Below are 18,913 nucleotides of genomic sequence, written 5' to 3'. Positions count from 1 at the left end.
TTGTGTCATTCTTAATGGTTTGTGATTGCCTGCTCAATCGTGCGGGCAATATCATCCGGTTGACTCACCATCGACACGTGGCTTGCTGCCACTTCCGTGGTTTTCGCGTGGATCGTTTTCGCCATCGCACGTTCAAGCTCCGGGTTAATCATCCGGTCATTTTTGCTGACCACAAACCAGCTTGGCTTTTCATGCCAGGCCGCATGGCTCACTTTTTCCGCAAACGCGTCGGCCTTGATCGGCCCCTGAGTGGCTGCAATCGTCTGCTGTTCAACGGCGCCTGCATCCGGTGCGAAGTCTTTCATCACGGCTTCTGGCGGGAGATACAAATACCCGTCTGCCGTTTTTGCGATATCCGCACTCCCCGCTGGCGGTGGGTAACTTCCCGCCAGGTCCGCCGTCGACTGGCCGGAATCAGGCGCAAAGGCCGCTACGTACACCAGGGATTTTACCCGTGCATCGTTGCCCGCTTCGCTGATCACCGTTCCGCCCCAGGAATGACCTACCAGCACCACATCGCCATGCGCCCGTGCAATGGCGCGCCGGGTGGCGGCAACGTCATCTTTAAGCGACGTGAGCGGCAGCTGGACGGCGATCACCTCGGTATGCTGTTTTTGCAGCCGGGTAATGACCTTGTTCCAGCTGCTGCCATCGGCAAACGCGCCATGGACCAGCACCACGCTGGTTTTGCTCTCAGCAAAGGCGCTGGCGGAAAGCGCCAGCAGACCCGCCGTCAGTACAGAGCGTGCTTTCATTGTCTGGCTCCTTAAAAATGATGGACCGTTGCGTGAGGCGGTACGGTGAATTCAATGGTTTTATGGTCGATGGGTTTATGCGTGGGGTCGGCCAGAATTATGGTCACTTTATGCTTCCCGGCGGGTAACCCAACCAGAATGATTGGCTCTCCGCTGGTATCTGCCCAGTGCCAGGGGGCGTCATCGACCACGACATGGATATGGCCGATACGTGGCGTGACCTTCAGCGCATCGGGCCCGAATACCGGCTCGATGCGCAGGTTTTCAGCCCGGTATTGAATAAAGACCGCCCCTTTGCTCAGCGGGCCGGCAAGCGGTGGATCGACAATCAGCTTAGCGGCCGGCTGTGGACGTTCCAGCGGGGCAACAGCGGCAGGGCCGTTGACGTCGGCAGCGCTGAGGTTATCCAGTGGTGCGGCCCAGGAGCAGGTTGCTGACGCCAGAACAAGTGCAGGGAGCAGTAAATAACGACGGATCATCTGAGTCTCTCCTCAATCGGTTTCAAATTCGGTTTTAAACAATGACAGACACAGAAAACCATTTTTATGTATCCGGGATGTTTGCGGGGAACGGCGTTTTGTACCGGCTTGTCAGCGTGGCGCTCCGGATACAGTGGGATACATTTCATCATTTCGCGCGGGGTCGGCACTGCGCACAATCGCTATCGCCAGCCCGGCAATCACCAGCGTCAGCGCGGTGGAAACCCACATTGCGCCGGCGATCCCCAGCGTTTTATTTAGCCATGCATAGGCAAACGGCGATGCCGCGGCCATAAGCTGTGCGGGAATGAGCAGCATGCCGGTACGGCGGGCATAGCTTTCGGCGCTGAAAAGCGTCAGCGGCAGGGTGGCTTTTACTATCGTCATCAGCCCGTTGATGGCGCCGTAGCCCAGCACAAAACCGGCGGCACACCCGACAAACAGTGAGCTGCTTAACCCGATAACAAAGCAGAGCGGCATGGCGAGGGCGGTCAGGAGCGTGAGGTTGAGCGGGGTTAAGCGTGCACCCGCCAGCACCTCCGTGGCGCGTGCGCCCGTCTGGCCAACTCCCCACAGCATGCCGATGGCGACCGGCAGGCCAAAACTGGCAATGAACTCTGGCAGATGGGTGGACGTGCCGTTAGAGACAAAGGTCATGAGGGCAATAAACGTGGCATACCGCCAGCCGTTACGCCGTTCCTGGCGCACGGGCGGCGCGGTAACGTGCGGGGGGGCCGCCAGCCGCTGGTGGGGAAGCGTGCGAATCAGCACCGCACTCAGAAGGCCAAAGAGGGCGTAGATCTGCAATGCGTGTTGCCAGCTCATCACTTTCAGCAGCCCCTCACCCAGCGGCCAAAAAACCGCTGAGGCCAGCCCGCCTGCGAGCGTGATGCGCGAGATCGTTCTGCGTGCCTGCTGGCCGTACAGGTTCACCAGCGCGGCGAACAGCGCATCATACAGCGACAGCCGCATCCCGATACCGGCAACCAGCCAGGCACCGTACCAGCCGAACAGCGTCTGCGTATATGCCATGCCCGCGCAGCTTGCAGCAATCAGTAACGTTCCGCTCATCACCACGTTCTGCCCGCCAGCGTACGCCAGCAGTCGGGCGACAAAAGGGGAGACCATCGCCATTACCAGCATCGCCAGCGTCAGGCCGAGGTAGAGCTGCGGTGATGACCACCCCCGGTCGGCCACAATGGCCTGGGCAAAGGTCCCGGGCATATAAAACGAGATCCCCCAGTTGATAAGCTGATGACAACCTGCCCGGCGGGCGAGGTGACGGGGAAGGACAGGTGTTTTCATTGTTTTTCATTCCGTTATGCAGTTGTCCTGAGCATAGCGAGCGCGCTATTGTGCTGGCAGGTCAGCCACCTTATGCGCTGTATAAGAGAAACTTTGAATGACAACGCTCAACCTGGGCTATCTCGCGACGTTCCGTCTGGTTATCCAGCGCGGCAGTTTTTCCGCGGCGGCGGACCTGCTGGGCATTTCCCAGCCGGCCGTCAGCCTGCAAATCCGCCAGCTGGAGCAGTTTCTGCAAACCCGGCTGGTAGAGCGTACCGGGCGGGGCATCAAACCCACGGCTGCCGGGCAGGCATTGCTGGTGCACGGGGAGCGTATTCAGCAGGCGGTGGATGAAGCCATTCGGTCCGTGAGTGAGTTCAGCCATGATGTGAGTGGCACCATTACGCTTGGCACGGGCGCAACGGCCTGCATTCATCTTCTGCCGCCGCTGTTGCAGCAGCTCGGACGTGACTATCCGCTTCTCAGAGTGGGCGTGACGACCGGCAATACGCTCGACATCGTCCGGGCAATTGAAGAAAACCGACTTGATATGGGGCTGGTGACGCTACCGGTGAGCGGAAGAGCGCTCGACGTTACGCCGGTGATGGACGAAGAGTTTGTTTTTATCGCGTCGCTGGACCAGCAGAACGGTTTTCAGTCGTTGACGCCGGCTGCGTTGCACGCGCAGCCATTCATTGCTTTTGAATCAGGCAGCGGCACCCGGGCGCTGATCGACGGCTGGTTTGCGGCCGAGGGGCGAATCCTCACGCCGGTGATGCAACTGGGCAGCATCGAGGCGATCAAGCGGATGGTACGTGCGGGGCTTGGCTACAGTATCGTGCCGCGTATGGCCGTAGACCTGGCGGCTGACCGCGAAGGGCTATGCGTGATGTCGCTCACACCCGTGCTGCAGCGACAGCTGGCTGTGGTGATGCGCCAGGATAAAATCCTGAGCAAAGGAATAGCAGGGATAATTCGGATATTACAAAATCCTTCGACGCGTTAGCGATCGGCTGAATCAACGGTCAGGCTGGATTGCTGTGACTGAGCCTTGTCCTGATGGTGATACCAGGCGCCAATAGAGGAGTAAACGAAGCGGCCGAAGAAAAACAGGAAGCTGATAAGCAGTATGATGCGGGTCATCCGGGTGTTGAACTGATGTCGTTTTCGCATACGCGTGACCTGACTCACTGTGTTTTTCCTGGGCATGCCCTTTTGGGCGACAGGGATATTAAGGCACAGCGGGAAGAGAGGGTCAATTCGCAAATGTGTAAATAACCGTCAACAGTTACATTAATTAATGTTATTGAAATTAATAATTGCATTTACCATATTGATAATATGAAGAAAACTATTTCAAAAAAAATGTAAGAAAGGATCGTTTGAGTAAATTAGTTTGATTTAAGTCAACGGTTTCCCTGGCCTGGTATTTAAAATCCCACCTCCATGCTGTTCGCCCCGCACATTGTCGGGCGGCAGGTACGTCAGGTTGGATGCCTGTCTTCATTTCCCTCTGGAGCGAAAGGGGTTTAAACGGGCATCTATGAACATTATTTCTTTCCTGAAAAACAATAAAGACCGCTGGTGGGCTTTACCGCTTATTTTACCGGTGGGTTTACTGCCTGTATTAAGCGTTGCCAATACCTTTACCCGATTGGGCGATGGTCTGGTGGCACTCTATTATTTACCTCTCTCCTTTCTGCTTTCAGTGATGATGTTTTTTGGTCTGGAAGCGCTGCCCGGCATCGTATTGTCACTGTTCATCCGCTACTACCCGTCGGTTGGGTTGTTCGAAACCATCGCCGGCATTTTTCATTTTATTGTCCCTGTTGTGCTCAGCTGGGGGGGGTATCGGGTGTTTGCGCCCAGACGCAGCATGACGGCTTACGGGGATGTCAGACTGATGGCGCAGCGTATCTTCTGGCAGGCCTTTTGCCCCGCGACGCTGTTTCTGGTGCTGTTCCAGTTTGCCCTCTATCTGGGTGTGTATGAGAGCCGTCAGAGCCTCGAGGGGTTGACCCCGCTTAATATTCGTACGCTGATTAACTATCAGGCGCTGCTGGTCAGTGGGCTGACGGGCGTGCCGTTAAGCTATTTACTGATCCGTCTGATTCGTCATCCGCGGTATATCAGAAGTCTTGTCTCGCAGGTGCGAATGCAGATAGACAAAAAGGTGACGGTCATTGAATTTCTGCTGTGGGCCATTGCGCTTGGCGGGCTGCTTACCCTGCTGCTGCTCCCGATGAACGAAAACAGCTCGATTTTCACCACCAACTACACCCTGTCGTTGCTGATGCCGGTGATGTTGTGGGGAGCGATGCGGTTTGGCTATAAGCTGATGTCGCTTATCTGGACCCCGGTGCTGCTGGTGTCCATCCACTATTTTTATCGTTATATCCCTCAACAGTCCGGGTATGACATTCAGCTGGCAATTACCTCTTCCAGCTATCTGGTCTTTTCGTTTGTGGTGATTTACATGTCGATGCTGGCCACCTGCCAGCGCGCCGCAAATAAACGTTCCCGCAGGCTGGCGCTACTCGACCCGGTTGTCCATATGCCGAACCTGCGGGCCTTGTCGCGCGATCTTGCCAAAAACCCGTGGTCGGCGCTCTGTTTGCTGCGCATTCCGGAGCTGGAGGTGCTGGGCCGAAATTACGGGGTATTGTTGCGGATCCTGTATAAACAGCAGCTGGCGCAATGGGTCAATGGCACCTTGCAGCCCAGCGAGCGGGTCTATCACCTCACCGGCTGTGACCTGGCGGTTCGCCTTAACGCGGAATCGCACCAGCAACGCATTGAGGCGCTGGACGAGCATATTAAACAGTTCCGCTTTGTCTGGGATGGGATGCCGCTGCAGCCTCAGGTGGGCGTGAGCTACTGCTATGTGCGCTCACCGGTGACCCACCTCTATCTGGTCCTCGGTGAGCTGGGGGTGATTGCCGATCTGTCGATTTCGACCAACCATCCGGAAAATCTGCAGCAGCGCGGTGCTGTCCATCTCCAGCGTAGCCTGAAGGACAAGGTTGCGATGATGAGCCGTCTGCAAAGTGCGCTCGACAGTAACGCGTTTACTCTGCTGGTCCAGCCGGTTTGCGGCGTGCGGGGCGATTGCTACCACGAGGTGTTGCTGCGGATGTCGGATGCAAACGGGGCGTTGCTCTCTCCCTTGCAATTCCTGCCCGTCGCCCAGGAGTTTGGCCTGTCGTCGCGGGTTGATTTGTGGGTACTGGAGAACACGCTACGCTTCCTGGCAGAGCATCGGGTACATCTGCCCGGCCAGCGTTTTGCCATTAATCTGGGCCCTTCCACCGTGTGCCGTGCGCAGTTCCCGGCTGAGGTGAGTCGTCTGCTGGCGAAATACGCCGTCGAACCCTGGCAGCTGATATTTGAAGTGACCGAGTGCAGCACCTTTGGCAGTGGTGAACAGGCGTTACATACCCTCAGGCAGTTGCAAAAAATGGGGGTACGCATTGCGATTGATGATTTCGGTACCGGCTATGCGAGCTACGCGCGGCTGAAAAGCGTGGACGCCGATATCCTTAAGATAGACGGAAGCTTTATCCGCAATATCGTCAACAACAGTCTGGACTATCAGATAGTGGCCTCGATTTGCCATCTGGCGCGAATGAAGAAAATGCTGGTGGTCGCGGAGTATGTCGAAACAGAAGAGATACGTAGCGCGGTCCACGCGCTAGGTATCGATTATGTGCAGGGTTATCTGATTGGCAGACCGGTGGCGCTTGAGTCACTGCTGGAAGCAGAGGCGTCGCCGGTCAAGACCTGAGCCGTTACGCCGCGACGTCTGAGCTCTCTTCTTCGATTTTGAGTAGCCAGCCGGTGACCGCTTCCCAGTACTGCTGCTCTTTTTCCAGATCCAGCAGCACCAGCGCATTCTGGCTAAACCAGTCTGGCGGGAAGCTCAGGGTCCAGTGGTTGTCATCCGTTTTGAGCTTCAGCGTGGGCGGGGTAGTCGTGGCCTGACGCTGGTTATTGAGCAGGACGCCGAGACGCAGCAGTTGGATAAGCGGCAGGAATTGCTTCTTCTTAAACAGCGTGAAGCGCGGCAGATCGTCAAGCTTGATGGCTTTACGATGGTAGCGCACCAGGGTCGCCATCATGGTTTGCTGCTCCTGGTTGAAGCCAGGCAGATCGCTGTTTTGCAGGATATAGGCTGAGTGGCGGTGCATTCCGCTGTGGTTAATATTCAGTCCCACTTCGTGCAGCATCGCTGCCCATTTCAGCAGGGCGGCAAGCTGCGGATGCGCCAGCTTAGGGTTCTGCTCCTGCCACTGGTCGTATATCTGAACGGTTGTTTCCAGCACGCGCTTCGCCTGTTCGCGGTCGATATTGTACTGGTTTGCCAGGCTTTGCGCGGTGCGGCTACGAATATCCTGGTGGCGGAAACGGCCTTCCATTTCATACAGCACACCTTCACGCAGCGCGCCGTCGGAAAGACGCAGCTCTTTAATTGCCAGCGCATCAAATACGCCGCACAGGATAGCCAGCCCCGGTACGAATACCGCTTTGCGCTCGTCGGAAAGACCCGGCAGGCTTAAGGCGTCAAAGCTTTTATGTTTCAGCACCTCTTCGGTCAGCAAGGTCAGGCGCTCTGGGGTGATAAACCCATCTTTTTCACCCATCGCCAGCAGCACTTCATGTGCCGCTTTGATGGTGCCCGATGCGCCCAGCGCTACGTTCCAGCCCTGAATACGGTACTGCCAGGCCAGGTTCTCCAGTTTCTGGATAGCGGCCATGCGCGCGCGCTGGAAGTTTTCGCGGCTGATTGCGCCACCCGGGAAATACATCTGCGCAAAGCTGACGCAGCCCATACGACGGCTTTCGACCAGACGCGGCTCAAAATCTTCGCCGATCACCAGTTCCGTAGAGCCGCCGCCGATGTCGATGACCAGCTTGCGTCCTTTTTCCGGCTGAGTGTGTTCAACACCCATGAAAATCAGACGGGCTTCCTCGTTACCGGAGATGATCTCAATGGGGTAGGGGATCACTTTTTCGGCCCGCTTGAGGAATTCCGGCGCGTTCAGCGCCTGGCGCAACGTGTGGGTGCCTACAATGCATACGCTGGAGGGCGAGAAGCCCTGCAGGCGTTCAGCAAATAGCGACAGGCAGTTTAAGCCTCGCTCCATTGCCTCTTCGCTGAGCATGCTGCGCTCATCAAGACCATCCGCCAGGTGTACACGCTGCTTCAGACGACCGATGATCTGCAATGCGCCATCCACCTCACGGGCGATGACCATGTGGAAACTGTTAGAACCAAGATCGACCGCGGCGAATTCCTGCGGGCGTGGGGTCTTATCATTTATCGGCATAGGTTAATCGGGTTGCTCGAGTGATTTGATATAGTCGTAAATCGCCAGTTGCGACCGCACTTTACGGCGATTGCCGCGCGGTACATAGCGGTTACTGAGTTCTTTGTCGATATAGCGTGCTTTCACCGTATCGCTGAACAGAATCTCGATGATATCGAGGATCTGCTGCTTCAGCCGCGGATCCAGGAGCGGTGTCGCGACTTCAATTCGGTAGTCAATATTGCGCGTCATCCAGTCTGCAGATGAGAGATAGACCTGTTTATCACCCGCATTATCGAAAATATAGACCCGATCGTGTTCCAGGTAGCGGTCAACAATGCTGATCACGCGAATATTGTCGCTGATGCCTTCGAGTTCAGGGATCAGTGAGCACATACCGCGTATCAACAGATTGACCGGAACGCCGGAGCTGGACGCCGCATACAGACGATCCACCAGCCCTTTGTCGACCAGGTTGTTGAGTTTCAGCGTAATGCCCGACGACAGCCCTTTCTGGGCATTGGCGATCTCTTTATCGATCATGTCGTACAGCAGGCGGCGTGAGTTCTGCGGCGAGACCAGCAGATAATCGAAGCTGACCGGGCGGTACGGGTTCTCAATAAAGTTGAACACCCGGCGAACCTCGTTAGTGATGCGCGCATCGGCAGTCAGCAGCGAGTAGTCGGTATAAATTCGCGCGGTTTTTTCGTTAAAGTTTCCGGTTCCGATGTGGGCATAACGCACCACGTCCTCCCCCTCTTTACGGGAGATAAGGAACAGCTTGGCGTGAATTTTCAGCCCGGGTGCTGAGAAGATAACGTGGACACCGGCTTCCGTCAGACGGCGCGCCCAGTGAATGTTTGCCTCTTCGTCGAAGCGTGCCTGCAGCTCAACCACCACGGTCACTTTTTTGCCGTTGTGCGCCGCATGGATCATCGCATCGATGATGCGGGAATCTTTTGCCACACGGTAGATGTTGATTTTGATCGCCAGTACGTTCGGGTCGAACGAAGCCTGACGCAGCAGTTCCAGCACGTGTTCAAACGTATGATACGGATAGTAGAGCAGGACATCGCGCTCGCGAATGGCGTCGAAACCGTTGCGGAATTTATCGAACCAGAGATGGCGCAGACGCGGCAGCGGTTTGTTCACCAGATTGGCCTTGCCGACGTTCGGGAAGCCAATAAAGTCTTTAAAGTTATGGTAACGACCGCCCGGCACGATGGAGTCATAGCGAGAAATGGTCAGCTTGTCGCGCAGCATTTCCACCATGGCATCTGGCATATCGCGCTGATAAACAAAGCGCACCGGCTCCGCCGTCAGGCGCTGTTTCAGGCTGGATGACATCAGCTCCATCAGACTGGCTTCCATCTCGTGCACCAGATCGTATTCGGCGTCACGGGTCATCTTCATGGAGTAGGCGTTTAACGCGTCGTAATCGAAGAAGCCCTTGAAGATGTCGTCCAGGCAGTAACGCAGGATGTTATCGAGCAGGATCATTGGCTTGCGTCTGCGCGGGGTTTCCGGCGGCAGGTTCACAAAGCGCGGCACCTTATCGGACGGGATCTCAAGCAATGCGTAACGAATCGTGTCGCCACGAATAATTTCCACCGCGAGGTAGGTGTAGTCATCTTTCAGGAACTGCACCAGATCGGTTTCGCGGTTGATCAGAATAGGGGTAATGTGCTGGCGCAGGTAATGTTTGAAATAGTGACGCAGCCAGGTTTGTTGGTTAACAGAAAGCTGACGTTCGTTAATCAGGAAGATTTGATTGCGTGCCATTTCCAGCAGCAGTTCGTTATACAGGCCGTCAAACTCCTGATCGGCTTTCAATACGCGCGACTGAATTTTGCCCAGCAGATGGCGCGAGTGAGAGTTTAAGCCCTGTTCTTCGCTGATGATGATTCGCCGTTTCAGTTCGGCAAAGCGAACCTTGTAGAACTCATCCAGGTTGTTGGAATAAATCCCCAGAAAACGCATACGCTCGATAAGCGGGTTACTTTTGTCTGCCGCTTCCTGGAGTACACGTTCGTTGAATGCTAACCAGCTTAGCTCTTTCTCGATATATAACTTTTCCTGACCCATTACAGCTCACACTCCAGTTCAATCACAGGACGTGGTAAATCCGTCTCGTCCTTATTATGGCGAGCATTTCCACGATATGTCCAACAGTGCCAGAAAAGTATGACAGTTATTTTTTTTCTGGGGGATTTTAGAGGGTTGGGGGAAGGGCATGTCGGGAAGCGCGGTGCTCACCCGACAGTGAAGACCACAGGCCCGTGCAGGCGTCGCGCCGCCGGGCACATCAAACAAACTACTCGTCAGCGGCATAACCCTGTGCAGGGAGCCTGACGCCGTCCAGCCAGGCGGCACCGTCGCGCATCTGAAGACGCCCGTCAACAAACCAGCTTACCACCAGAGGATAAATGGCGTGTTCCTGCGTCTGCACGCGTTCGGTAACATCGTCTTCGCTGTCACCTTCAAAGACCGGCACCTTTGCCTGCAGGATCACCGGCCCGCCGTCCAGCTCGTCGGTAACGAAATGCACGGAGGTACCGTGCTCTTCATCGCCGTTTTCCAGAACCTGACGATGGGTGTGCAGGCCGGGATACTTCGGCAGGAGGGAAGGGTGGATATTCAGCAGACGACCAGCGTAGTGCCCGACAAAGGCCGGGCTCAGGATACGCATATACCCCGCCAGCACGACAACGTCAGGCGCGTAGGCATCAATCTCCTGAACCAGTTCCCGGTCAAACGCTTCACGTCCGGAGAACTGGCTGGCTTCCAGCGCGTGCGCGGGAATGTTCTCTTCCCGGGCACGTTCAAGGCCGAACGCGTCGGCCTTATTGCTGAATACTGCCCGAATGGTGCCGTTGATTTTCTTCTGTTTGCAGGCGTCAATTATCGCCTGCAAATTGCTTCCGTTACCGGAAATGAGCACCACAATGTTTTTCATTCAATGACCACACGCTGTTCGGAATCGGATGCTTTGATAATACCGATTTTCCACGCGTTTTCACCTTTGTCGGTCAGCAGTTTAATCGCCTTATCCGCTTCGCTTGCTGGCAGCGCGATAACCATGCCCACGCCACAGTTAAAGGTGCGGTACATCTCGTGTGAGCTCACGTTGCCCGCAGTCTGCAGCCAGTTAAAGACGGACGGCCACTGCCAGGACGATTCGTCAATCACCGCCTGAGTGTTGTCCGGCAGTACGCGCGGAATGTTTTCCCAGAAGCCGCCACCGGTCAGGTGGGCAATGGCGTGAACGTCAACCTTCTCAATCAGCTCCAGCACGTTTTTCACGTAGATGCGGGTCGGCGCCAGCAGATGGTCAGCCAGTGGCTTGCCATCAAGCTCGGTGGTCAGTGGATCGCTGCCGCTCACGTCGAGGATTTTACGCACCAGAGAGTAGCCGTTCGAGTGCGGGCCGCTGGAGGCCAACGCGATCAGCACATCACCATCAGCCACTTTACTGCCGTCGATAATTTCTGATTTTTCTACTACGCCAACGCAGAAGCCTGCGACGTCATAATCTTCGCCGTGATACATACCGGGCATTTCGGCGGTTTCACCACCGACCAGCGCACAGCCAGACTGCAGACACCCTTCGGCAATGCCGTTAATGACGCTTGCTGCGGTATCCACGTCCAGTTTCCCAGTCGCGTAGTAATCCAGGAAGAACAGCGGCTCTGCGCCCTGAACCACCAGGTCGTTAACACACATCGCGACCAGATCGATACCGATCGTGTCGTGACGTTTTAAATCCATCGCCAGGCGCAGTTTCGTCCCTACACCATCAGTACCCGAGACCAGAACAGGTTCACGATATTTTTGCGGCAGCGCGCACAATGCGCCGAATCCACCCAGACCACCCATCACTTCCGGGCGGCGGGTTTTTTTCACCACACCTTTGATTCGGTCAACCAGCGCATTACCTGCGTCAATATCAACACCGGCATCTTTGTAGCTGAGAGAAGTTTTGTTGGTCACGGCTCAAGTCCCCACGCGATTGCATAGCTAGTAAGAAAAATCGGCGCAATTCTAACAGTCCAGGCAAACGTTTGCGAGCCTATTCTCGGCGAGAGGATTTTTTTTTCAGCAGGCCCTGCGAATGCGCCTAAAGTTGAGTCTGTTCACGAAAATGAAACCGGTTTCGGTTTTCTCCTTGCAACAGAAAGCCCCTTTGCACATCATCAGAATGAAACCGGTTTCTGTAATTGTTTTTGCAGAAAATAACGCAGAATGAGGGAAAGTGTATGTCAGGATTCAAAGCAGATTTTCTGTGGGGCGGTGCGGTCGCAGCGCATCAGCTGGAAGGGGGCTGGAACGAGGGCGGTAAGGGGATCAGCGTTGCCGATGTGATGACTGCCGGCGCGCACGGCGTGCCGCGTGAAATCACCAACGGCGTGCTGCCAGGGAAAAATTACCCTAACCATGAAGCCATCGATTTCTACCATCGCTATAAAGAGGACATCAAACTCTTTGCCGAGATGGGCTTCAAATGCTTCCGTACCTCCATCGCCTGGACGCGTATCTTCCCGAAAGGGGACGAGCTGGAGCCTAACGAAGCTGGCCTGAAATTCTATGACGACCTGTTTGACGAGTGCCTGAAGTATGGCATCGAGCCGGTTATTACCCTTTCCCATTTCGAGATGCCGTTCCACCTTGTCACCGAATACGGTGGCTGGCGCAACCGTAAGCTGATCGACTTCTTTGTTCGCTTTGCGGAGGTTGTGTTCAGACGTTACCAGCATAAAGTGAAGTACTGGATGACCTTTAACGAGATCAATAACCAGGCCAACTTCCACGAAGACTTTGCACCGTTTACCAACTCCGGTCTGAAGTACGAGCCGGGCGAAGACCGCGAGCCGGTGATGTTCCAGGCGGCACACTATGAGCTGGTGGCCAGCGCCCTGGCGGTGAAGGCCGGGCGCGACATTAACCCGTCGCTGCGGATCGGCTGCATGATTGCCATGTGTCCAATCTATCCGCTGACCTGTGCCCCGGACGATATGATGATGGCGATGAACGCCATGCACCGTCGCTACTGGTTCACCGATGTCCACGTGCGCGGCAAGTACCCACAGCATCTGCTTAACTACTTTGCTCGTCGCGGTTTCACGCTGGATATCACAGAAGAAGATAACGCGGCGCTGACGCAGGGGTGTGTCGATTACATTGGCTTTAGCTATTACATGTCTTTCGCCACCAAAGCGACGGCGGATAACCCGGAGCTGGATTACGACGAAAGTAAGAGCCTGGTCTCCAACCCGTACGTGCAGAAATCTGACTGGGGCTGGCAGATTGATCCGGTGGGCCTGCGTTACTCCCTGAACTGGTTCTGGGATCACTATCAGCTGCCCCTGTTCATCGTGGAGAACGGCTTTGGCGCCATCGACGTGCAGGAGAGCGACGGTTCGGTAAATGACCAGTACCGTATTGATTACCTTGCCGCGCACATCCGCGAAATGAAAAAAGCGGTGGTCGAAGATGGCGTTGATCTGATGGGGTATACCCCGTGGGGCTGTATCGACCTGGTGTCTGCCGGAACGGGTGAAATGAAAAAACGCTACGGCTTTATCTTTGTCGACAAAGACAATGAAGGTAACGGTACCCTGAACCGCAGTAAGAAGAAGTCGTTTGACTGGTATAAGCAGGTGATAGCCAGCAACGGCGACACTCTTTAATTCCAGCAGAGTAAAAACGCAAAAAGCCGGAGCTTGCCCTCCGGCTTTTTTGCCTCTAAAACACTTTGCTTGATGTACGTCAAGCAAGTTGGGTATGGTGCAATCCGAAAAAAGCGGTATAATCCCGCGATTTTTTTGCGGTTGCCCCCTCAGAGGAGAAAGAGAATGAAGATTGTGGAAGTGAAGCACCCACTCGTTAAACACAAGCTGGGCCTGATGCGTGAGCATGACATCAGCACGAAGCGTTTTCGCGAACTGGCTTCTGAAGTCGGCAGCCTGCTGACCTATGAAGCGACCTCTGACCTGGAAACGGAAAAAGTGACCATCGAGGGCTGGAACGGCCCGGTTCAGGTTGAGCAGATCAAAGGTAAGAAAATTACCGTTGTGCCCATCCTGCGTGCCGGCCTCGGCATGATGGAAGGCGTGCTGGAGCACGTGCCAAGCGCGCGCATCAGCGTGGTCGGGGTCTACCGCGACGAAGAGACCCTGGAGCCGGTACCGTACTTCCAGAAGCTGGTGTCTAACATCGACGAGCGTATGGCCCTGGTGGTTGACCCGATGCTGGCGACCGGCGGTTCAATGATTGCCACCATCGACCTGCTGAAAAAAGCCGGTTGCAGCAGCATCAAAGTGCTGGTGCTGGTTGCTGCACCAGAAGGTATCGCGGCGCTGGAAAAAGCGCACCCGGACATCGAACTCTATACCGCGTCTATCGACCAGGGGCTAAATGAGCACGGGTACATCATCCCGGGGCTTGGCGATGCCGGCGATAAGATTTTTGGTACTAAATAATCGAATAACGATAATGAAGCCGACTTTGATAGTCGGCTTTTTTTTGAATAAAACGCCAACAACAATACTACTCAGAGGAAAACACTATGACGCGCCGTGCTATCGGGGTGAGTGAAAGACCGCCGCTTTTACAGACAATCCCGCTTAGTCTGCAGCACCTGTTCGCCATGTTTGGCGCAACCGTGCTGGTGCCAATCCTGTTTCACATTAACCCGGCTACCGTGCTGTTGTTCAACGGTGTAGGTACGCTGCTTTACCTCTTTATCTGTAAAGGCAAAATCCCTGCCTATCTCGGCTCAAGCTTCGCCTTTATTTCACCGGTTCTGCTGTTGCTGCCGCTGGGGTATGAAGTGGCGCTGGGCGGCTTCATTATGTGTGGCGTCCTGTTCTGCCTGGTCTCTTTCATTGTGAAGAAGGCCGGTACCGGCTGGCTGGACGTTATGTTCCCGCCTGCCGCAATGGGGGCCATTGTCGCCGTCATCGGTCTGGAGCTGGCGGGCGTGGCGGCCAATATGGCTGGCCTGCTGCCTGCTGACGGGCAGTCACCGGATTCCAAAACCATCATTATCTCGATGGTGACACTGGGCGTAACGGTATTTGGTTCCGTGCTGTTCCGCGGTTTTATGGCGATTATCCCGATCCTGATCGGTGTGCTGGCGGGGTATGCGCTCTCCTTCGTGATGGGCGTTGTTGATACCACGCCCATTGCTGAAGCGCACTGGTTCGCACTGCCAACCTTCTATACCCCGCGCTTTGAATGGTTTGCCATTTTCACGATCCTGCCCGCGGCGCTGGTGGTTATTGCTGAGCACGTAGGTCACCTGGTGGTGACGGCAAACATCGTTAAACGTGACCTGATCCGCGACCCGGGTCTGCACCGCTCGATGTTCGCTAACGGCCTCTCTACCATTATCTCCGGTTTCTTTGGTTCTACGCCTAACACCACCTACGGTGAGAACATCGGCGTGATGGCGATTACCCGTGTCTACAGTACCTGGGTTATTGGCGGCGCGGCAATCATCGCCATCCTGCTCTCCTGCGTGGGCAAACTGGCGGCGGCTATCCAGATCATTCCGGTACCGGTAATGGGAGGCGTCTCTCTGCTGCTGTACGGTGTGATCGGCGCGTCCGGTATTCGCGTGCTGATTGAATCTAAAGTGGACTACAGCAAAGCGCAAAACCTGATCCTCACCTCCGTGATCCTGATCATCGGCGTGAGCGGCGCGAAGGTGCACATCGGTGCGGCTGAACTGAAAGGCATGGCACTGGCGACCATCGTGGGTGTGGGCCTGAGCCTGATCTTCAAACTGATCTCCGTCCTGCGCCCGGAAGAAGTGGTGCTGGATGCTGAAGACAGCGAAAAAGCGTCACATTGATCGTAAAACCGGGCGGACGATCCGCCCGGTTCTCTCCTTGCACGTTCCGTGCTAAACTCACCGCCGATTTTATGTAAGATCTGGTTGAGGTACTTCTGAACGGACCGGCACAGCTCTCTCTGCCACTCTATCTCCCTGACGACGAAACTTTTGCGAGTTTCTGGCCGGGTGATAACCCCTCTTTACTGGCTGCACTGCAAAACGTGCTGCGTCAGGAACACAGCGGATACATCTATATCTGGTCACGCGAAGGCGCGGGGCGCAGCCACCTGTTGCATGCCGCCTGTGCGGAGCTTTCCGCGCGGGGTGATGCGGTAGGCTATGTGCCGCTGGATAAACGTACCTGGTTTGTGCCTGAAGTCATGGAGGGAATGGAACATCTCTCACTGGTCTGCATCGATAATATCGAATGTGTGGCGGGGGATGAGCCGTGGGAAATGGCGATCTTTAACCTCTATAACCGCATTCTGGAGTCGGGGAAAACCCGGCTGCTGATCACCGGCGATCGTCCGCCGCGCCAGTTGAATCTGGGGCTGCCGGATCTGGCTTCCCGTCTGGACTGGGGGCAAATCTACAAGCTGCAGCCGCTGTCGGATGAAGACAAACTTCAGGCGTTACAGCTGCGCGCAAGATTGCGCGGCTTTGAACTCCCGGAAGACGTGGGGCGTTTCTTGCTCAAGCGCCTGGACCGGGAAATGCGCACGCTCTTTGATACGCTCGATCAGCTCGATCGCGCTTCGATTACCGCGCAGCGCAAGCTGACCATTCCTTTTGTGAAAGATATTCTGAAGCTGTGATGCGCTTTTCTCCCTCTGCCTGGCGCAGAGGGAGAACCAGTGCCACTGGCTAAAACTCACCTGTCTTCCAGCAAATGCTCAACCAGAAGTGGAATGGGTCTGCCCGAGGCCACGCTTTTTCCGTTCTCACGCCACAGCGCCGTGCCGCTAATATCCAGATGGGCCCATGGAATGGTCGGCGGGCAAAAATGGTGTAACAGCCAGGCCGCCGATGCGCTGATCGCCGCATTATTGGGTGGGGTATTGCACAGGTCGGCGATGGCGCTGTCGGTCTGTTTTTTTAACCGTGCATCCAGTGGCAGGGACCACACCTCATCACCGCTCCGTTTCCCCGCGCGGGTGAGCGCCTGACGCAGCGCTTCGTCCTGCGTCATTAACCCACTCAGCTCGTACCCCAGCGCTTTCACGACGGCACCGGTTAAGGTCGCCATATCAATAATATAGCGAGCCTGCGGATGACGCTGGCTGGCCCAGGCGATCGCATCCGCCAGTACCAGCCGGCCTTCGGCATCGGTATTGTTGATTTCAACCGTGATACCGTTGCAGGCGCTGGCCACCGTGCCCGGCTGCATTGCATCCGGTCCTATGGCGTTTTCCGCCAGCGCCAGTACGCCCATAATACGAACCGGCAGGCCGAGTTCTGCCACGCTCAGCATTAACCCGAGCACGTTCGCTGCCCCGCACATGTCATATTTCATGGTGTACATGCCCGCGCCTTCCTTCAGCCACAGGCCACCGGTATCAAACGTTATGCCTTTGCCCACGTAACAGCGTACCGGGCCATCAGCGATGCCGTTATAGTGAATGGCCAGCAGCCGCGGTGGACAGGTCGCGCCTTTACCGACGGCATGCAGAAGCCCCAGTCCCTGTTCAATAATTTGCTTTTCATCAAGCACTTCACACCGCAGGGCGGGGAAGGCGGCGCACAGCTTTTGCGCTTCGTCGACGACATACTGCGGCGTACAGCGATCGGACGGCATATCCGCCAGACGTCGCGCGGCGACCATTCCTCGGGCAATGGCCTGCTGTCGCTGGAAGAGAGCGTCCAGCCTTTCACGCTGTTGCGGATGACACAGGGCGGTGACATGGCGAAGGCGAACGCTTCTGCCATCGGCTTTCTTAAGCTGCAGATCGCGAAGGTCATACGCCTGGTTAAAGAGAAAACGCAGAACCTGCGTCAGCACCACCTCGTCAATATCCGTGACATCCAGTACCACATCGGCGCTGACCGGCGCTGCCAGCAGTGGACGGAGGGCGGTGAGTAACCCTTCTGTCAGACTGTCCTGCCAGAGCGTATCCGGCAGCAGCGTGATTCTGGCAAACGGAGCACAGCCAAAGCGGGTATCCGCGACGGCGTTTTGTTCACGCATTTCAGCGATGAGTGCGGTGTCCGGCAGTAACGCGCAGGCGGCCCGGGCAATAAGATGACTCTGGGGCTTTGCGTCTGCAAGGGCGGTGATAAGCTCAAAGGTAATCATTGTGACTTCTCAACTGGCGCGCGGATCCGCGCGGCATAGGCCTGCATCCATTCCTCATCCACGGGCTGATAGTGCGTTTTTTCCCGCAGGCGCTCGGCGCGAAATACGGTGAGAGGCTGGCGGGCCGTTGCCACCACAAATGAGAAGGTTTTGATGTTGGTTGCGGCGCCGAATTCGCCTTTATTATTCATGCACACCACCGAGAGATCGCCCGCGCGGCCAAAGCGTGACATCAGTTTGTCTTCCAGTTCGAAGACCACCGAGTCCGCCGCCTGCTGCGGTGACATGCCCTGTGCCATGCGGCGAACAATCTCGTAGCTGGTGCAGCCTTTCATCAGGTCTTCCCCCACGCCGGTGGCGGTGGCGGCACCGGTTTCACTGTCGCAGTAAAAGCCGGAGCCGATAATCGGCGAGTCGCCAATACGGCCGCGCTTTTTCATAAACAGACCGCTGGTGGAGGTCGCCACGCTCATCGACCCCATTTTGTCGAGGCCAATAATCCCGACGGTGTCATGCCCATCGTACGGGCTTAAGCCTTTGTCCAGCGTCTCCCGGCAGCGCTTACGGTAATGCTGCATCGCGCGGTCGGTAAGCATGGTTTTGTTGGCAAACCCCTGACTCAGCGCCCATTCGCGCGCGCCCTGGCCGACCAGCAGGCTGTTATAGCGCTGGCGGCTTAGCGCATGGGCGACACGCACCGGGTTCGCAATATCAACCAGATCTCCCACGGCCCCAAACGCAAGCGTATCGCCATCCATATACGCCGCGTCCAGTTCGACTTCGCCATTTTCGGTTGGCAGCCCGCCGTAGCCGACGGATTTATACAACGGGAAGTCCTCGACGGCAGCAACGGCATCGACCACCGCTTCTGCTACCGGTTTCCCCGCAGCCAGCGCAGACGCAGACTCCGTGACCCCTTCAAGCGCCATTCGCCAGGTTGCGATAATTCCCCACAT

The 18,913-nt window shown here is 56.1% G+C and carries 16 protein-coding genes; 6 read left to right on the top strand and 10 right to left on the bottom strand.

Features of this window, described 5'->3' with window-relative positions:
- Positions 1 to 11: 11 nt before the first annotated feature.
- The 3 genes from HV242_RS16940 to HV242_RS16930 all read right to left on the bottom strand — a co-directional run bounded on the left by HV242_RS16940 (position 12) and on the right by HV242_RS16930 (position 2,539).
- On the bottom strand, positions 12 to 755 hold the full coding sequence (locus tag HV242_RS16940) for an alpha/beta fold hydrolase (RefSeq protein ID WP_047743058.1): 744 nt from the start codon (positions 753 to 755) through the stop codon (positions 12 to 14).
- An 11-nt stretch (positions 756 to 766) separates the two neighbouring features.
- Positions 767 to 1,234: a DUF6130 family protein gene (locus HV242_RS16935; RefSeq protein ID WP_020883054.1), complete on the bottom strand. Its 468-nt coding sequence runs from the start codon at positions 1,232 to 1,234 to the stop codon at positions 767 to 769.
- Positions 1,235 to 1,345: 111 nt separating this feature from the next.
- Positions 1,346 to 2,539, bottom strand: a complete 1,194-nt coding sequence (locus HV242_RS16930; protein WP_047356604.1) for an MFS transporter — start codon at positions 2,537 to 2,539, stop codon at positions 1,346 to 1,348.
- A gap of 97 nt (positions 2,540 to 2,636) precedes the next feature.
- On the opposite strand from HV242_RS16930, the gene HV242_RS16925 reads away from it, so the two are divergent.
- Positions 2,637 to 3,527 (top strand): LysR family transcriptional regulator, encoded by an 891-nt coding sequence (locus HV242_RS16925; protein ID WP_044866186.1) that lies wholly within the window; start codon positions 2,637 to 2,639, stop codon positions 3,525 to 3,527.
- Here HV242_RS16925 and HV242_RS16920 read toward each other — a convergent pair.
- Positions 3,524 to 3,694 (bottom strand): YfgG family protein, encoded by a 171-nt coding sequence (locus tag HV242_RS16920; protein ID WP_020883056.1) that lies wholly within the window; start codon positions 3,692 to 3,694, stop codon positions 3,524 to 3,526. The two genes, HV242_RS16925 and HV242_RS16920, sit on opposite strands and share 4 nt — an antisense overlap.
- A gap of 370 nt (positions 3,695 to 4,064) precedes the next feature.
- On the opposite strand from HV242_RS16920, the gene HV242_RS16915 reads away from it, so the two are divergent.
- Positions 4,065 to 6,305: an EAL domain-containing protein gene (locus tag HV242_RS16915; RefSeq protein WP_047356603.1), complete on the top strand. Its 2,241-nt coding sequence runs from the start codon at positions 4,065 to 4,067 to the stop codon at positions 6,303 to 6,305.
- Positions 6,306 to 6,309: 4 nt separating this feature from the next.
- Here HV242_RS16915 and ppx read toward each other — a convergent pair whose 3' ends face one another.
- The 4 genes from ppx to purM form a co-directional block, all read right to left on the bottom strand.
- Entirely contained in the window at positions 6,310 to 7,848 is a 1,539-nt protein-coding gene (gene ppx / locus HV242_RS16910; RefSeq protein WP_020883058.1) for an exopolyphosphatase, read from the bottom strand.
- A 3-nt stretch (positions 7,849 to 7,851) separates the two neighbouring features.
- Positions 7,852 to 9,912, bottom strand: a complete 2,061-nt coding sequence (gene ppk1, locus HV242_RS16905; RefSeq protein WP_014171133.1) for a polyphosphate kinase 1 — start codon at positions 9,910 to 9,912, stop codon at positions 7,852 to 7,854.
- A gap of 229 nt (positions 9,913 to 10,141) precedes the next feature.
- Positions 10,142 to 10,783, bottom strand: coding sequence for a phosphoribosylglycinamide formyltransferase (gene purN / locus HV242_RS16900; RefSeq protein WP_014171132.1), 642 nt, complete (start codon positions 10,781 to 10,783; stop codon positions 10,142 to 10,144).
- The gene (purM, locus tag HV242_RS16895; RefSeq protein WP_020883059.1) at positions 10,780 to 11,817 is read right to left on the bottom strand and encodes a phosphoribosylformylglycinamidine cyclo-ligase; all 1,038 of its coding nucleotides are present in this window, start codon (positions 11,815 to 11,817) and stop codon (positions 10,780 to 10,782) included. The genes purN and purM overlap by 4 nt, the downstream gene beginning before the upstream one ends.
- 266 nt (positions 11,818 to 12,083) lie before the next feature.
- Between purM and HV242_RS16890 the strand changes: the two genes are divergently transcribed.
- From HV242_RS16890 to HV242_RS16875, 4 genes are all read left to right on the top strand, one after another.
- Positions 12,084 to 13,514, top strand: a complete 1,431-nt coding sequence (locus HV242_RS16890; protein ID WP_020883060.1) for a 6-phospho-beta-glucosidase — start codon at positions 12,084 to 12,086, stop codon at positions 13,512 to 13,514.
- A gap of 165 nt (positions 13,515 to 13,679) precedes the next feature.
- Entirely contained in the window at positions 13,680 to 14,306 is a 627-nt protein-coding gene (gene upp / locus HV242_RS16885; RefSeq protein ID WP_020883061.1) for a uracil phosphoribosyltransferase, read from the top strand.
- Positions 14,307 to 14,392: 86 nt separating this feature from the next.
- The gene (gene uraA, locus HV242_RS16880; RefSeq protein WP_014171128.1) at positions 14,393 to 15,682 is read left to right on the top strand and encodes a uracil permease; all 1,290 of its coding nucleotides are present in this window, start codon (positions 14,393 to 14,395) and stop codon (positions 15,680 to 15,682) included.
- Between the two features lie 95 nt (positions 15,683 to 15,777).
- Complete coding sequence (locus HV242_RS16875) at positions 15,778 to 16,479, top strand: DnaA inactivator Hda (protein WP_212479862.1); 702 nt, start codon at positions 15,778 to 15,780, stop codon at positions 16,477 to 16,479.
- A gap of 56 nt (positions 16,480 to 16,535) precedes the next feature.
- Here the strand turns inward: HV242_RS16875 and HV242_RS16870 are convergent, their stop codons facing one another.
- A complete protein-coding gene (locus HV242_RS16870; RefSeq protein WP_050737162.1) occupies positions 16,536 to 17,957 on the bottom strand; it encodes a leucyl aminopeptidase family protein in 1,422 nt (473 codons plus the stop codon).
- Entirely contained in the window at positions 17,954 to 18,913 is a 960-nt protein-coding gene (locus tag HV242_RS16865; protein WP_063858278.1) for a N(4)-(beta-N-acetylglucosaminyl)-L-asparaginase, read from the bottom strand. Before HV242_RS16865 ends, HV242_RS16870 begins: the two co-directional genes overlap by 4 nt.

It is taken from the genome of Enterobacter sp. RHBSTW-00593 (assembly GCF_013784105.1).
GTDB lineage: Bacteria > Pseudomonadota > Gammaproteobacteria > Enterobacterales > Enterobacteriaceae > Enterobacter > Enterobacter ludwigii.
This window is presented reverse-complemented; position numbering and strand designations above follow the sequence as displayed.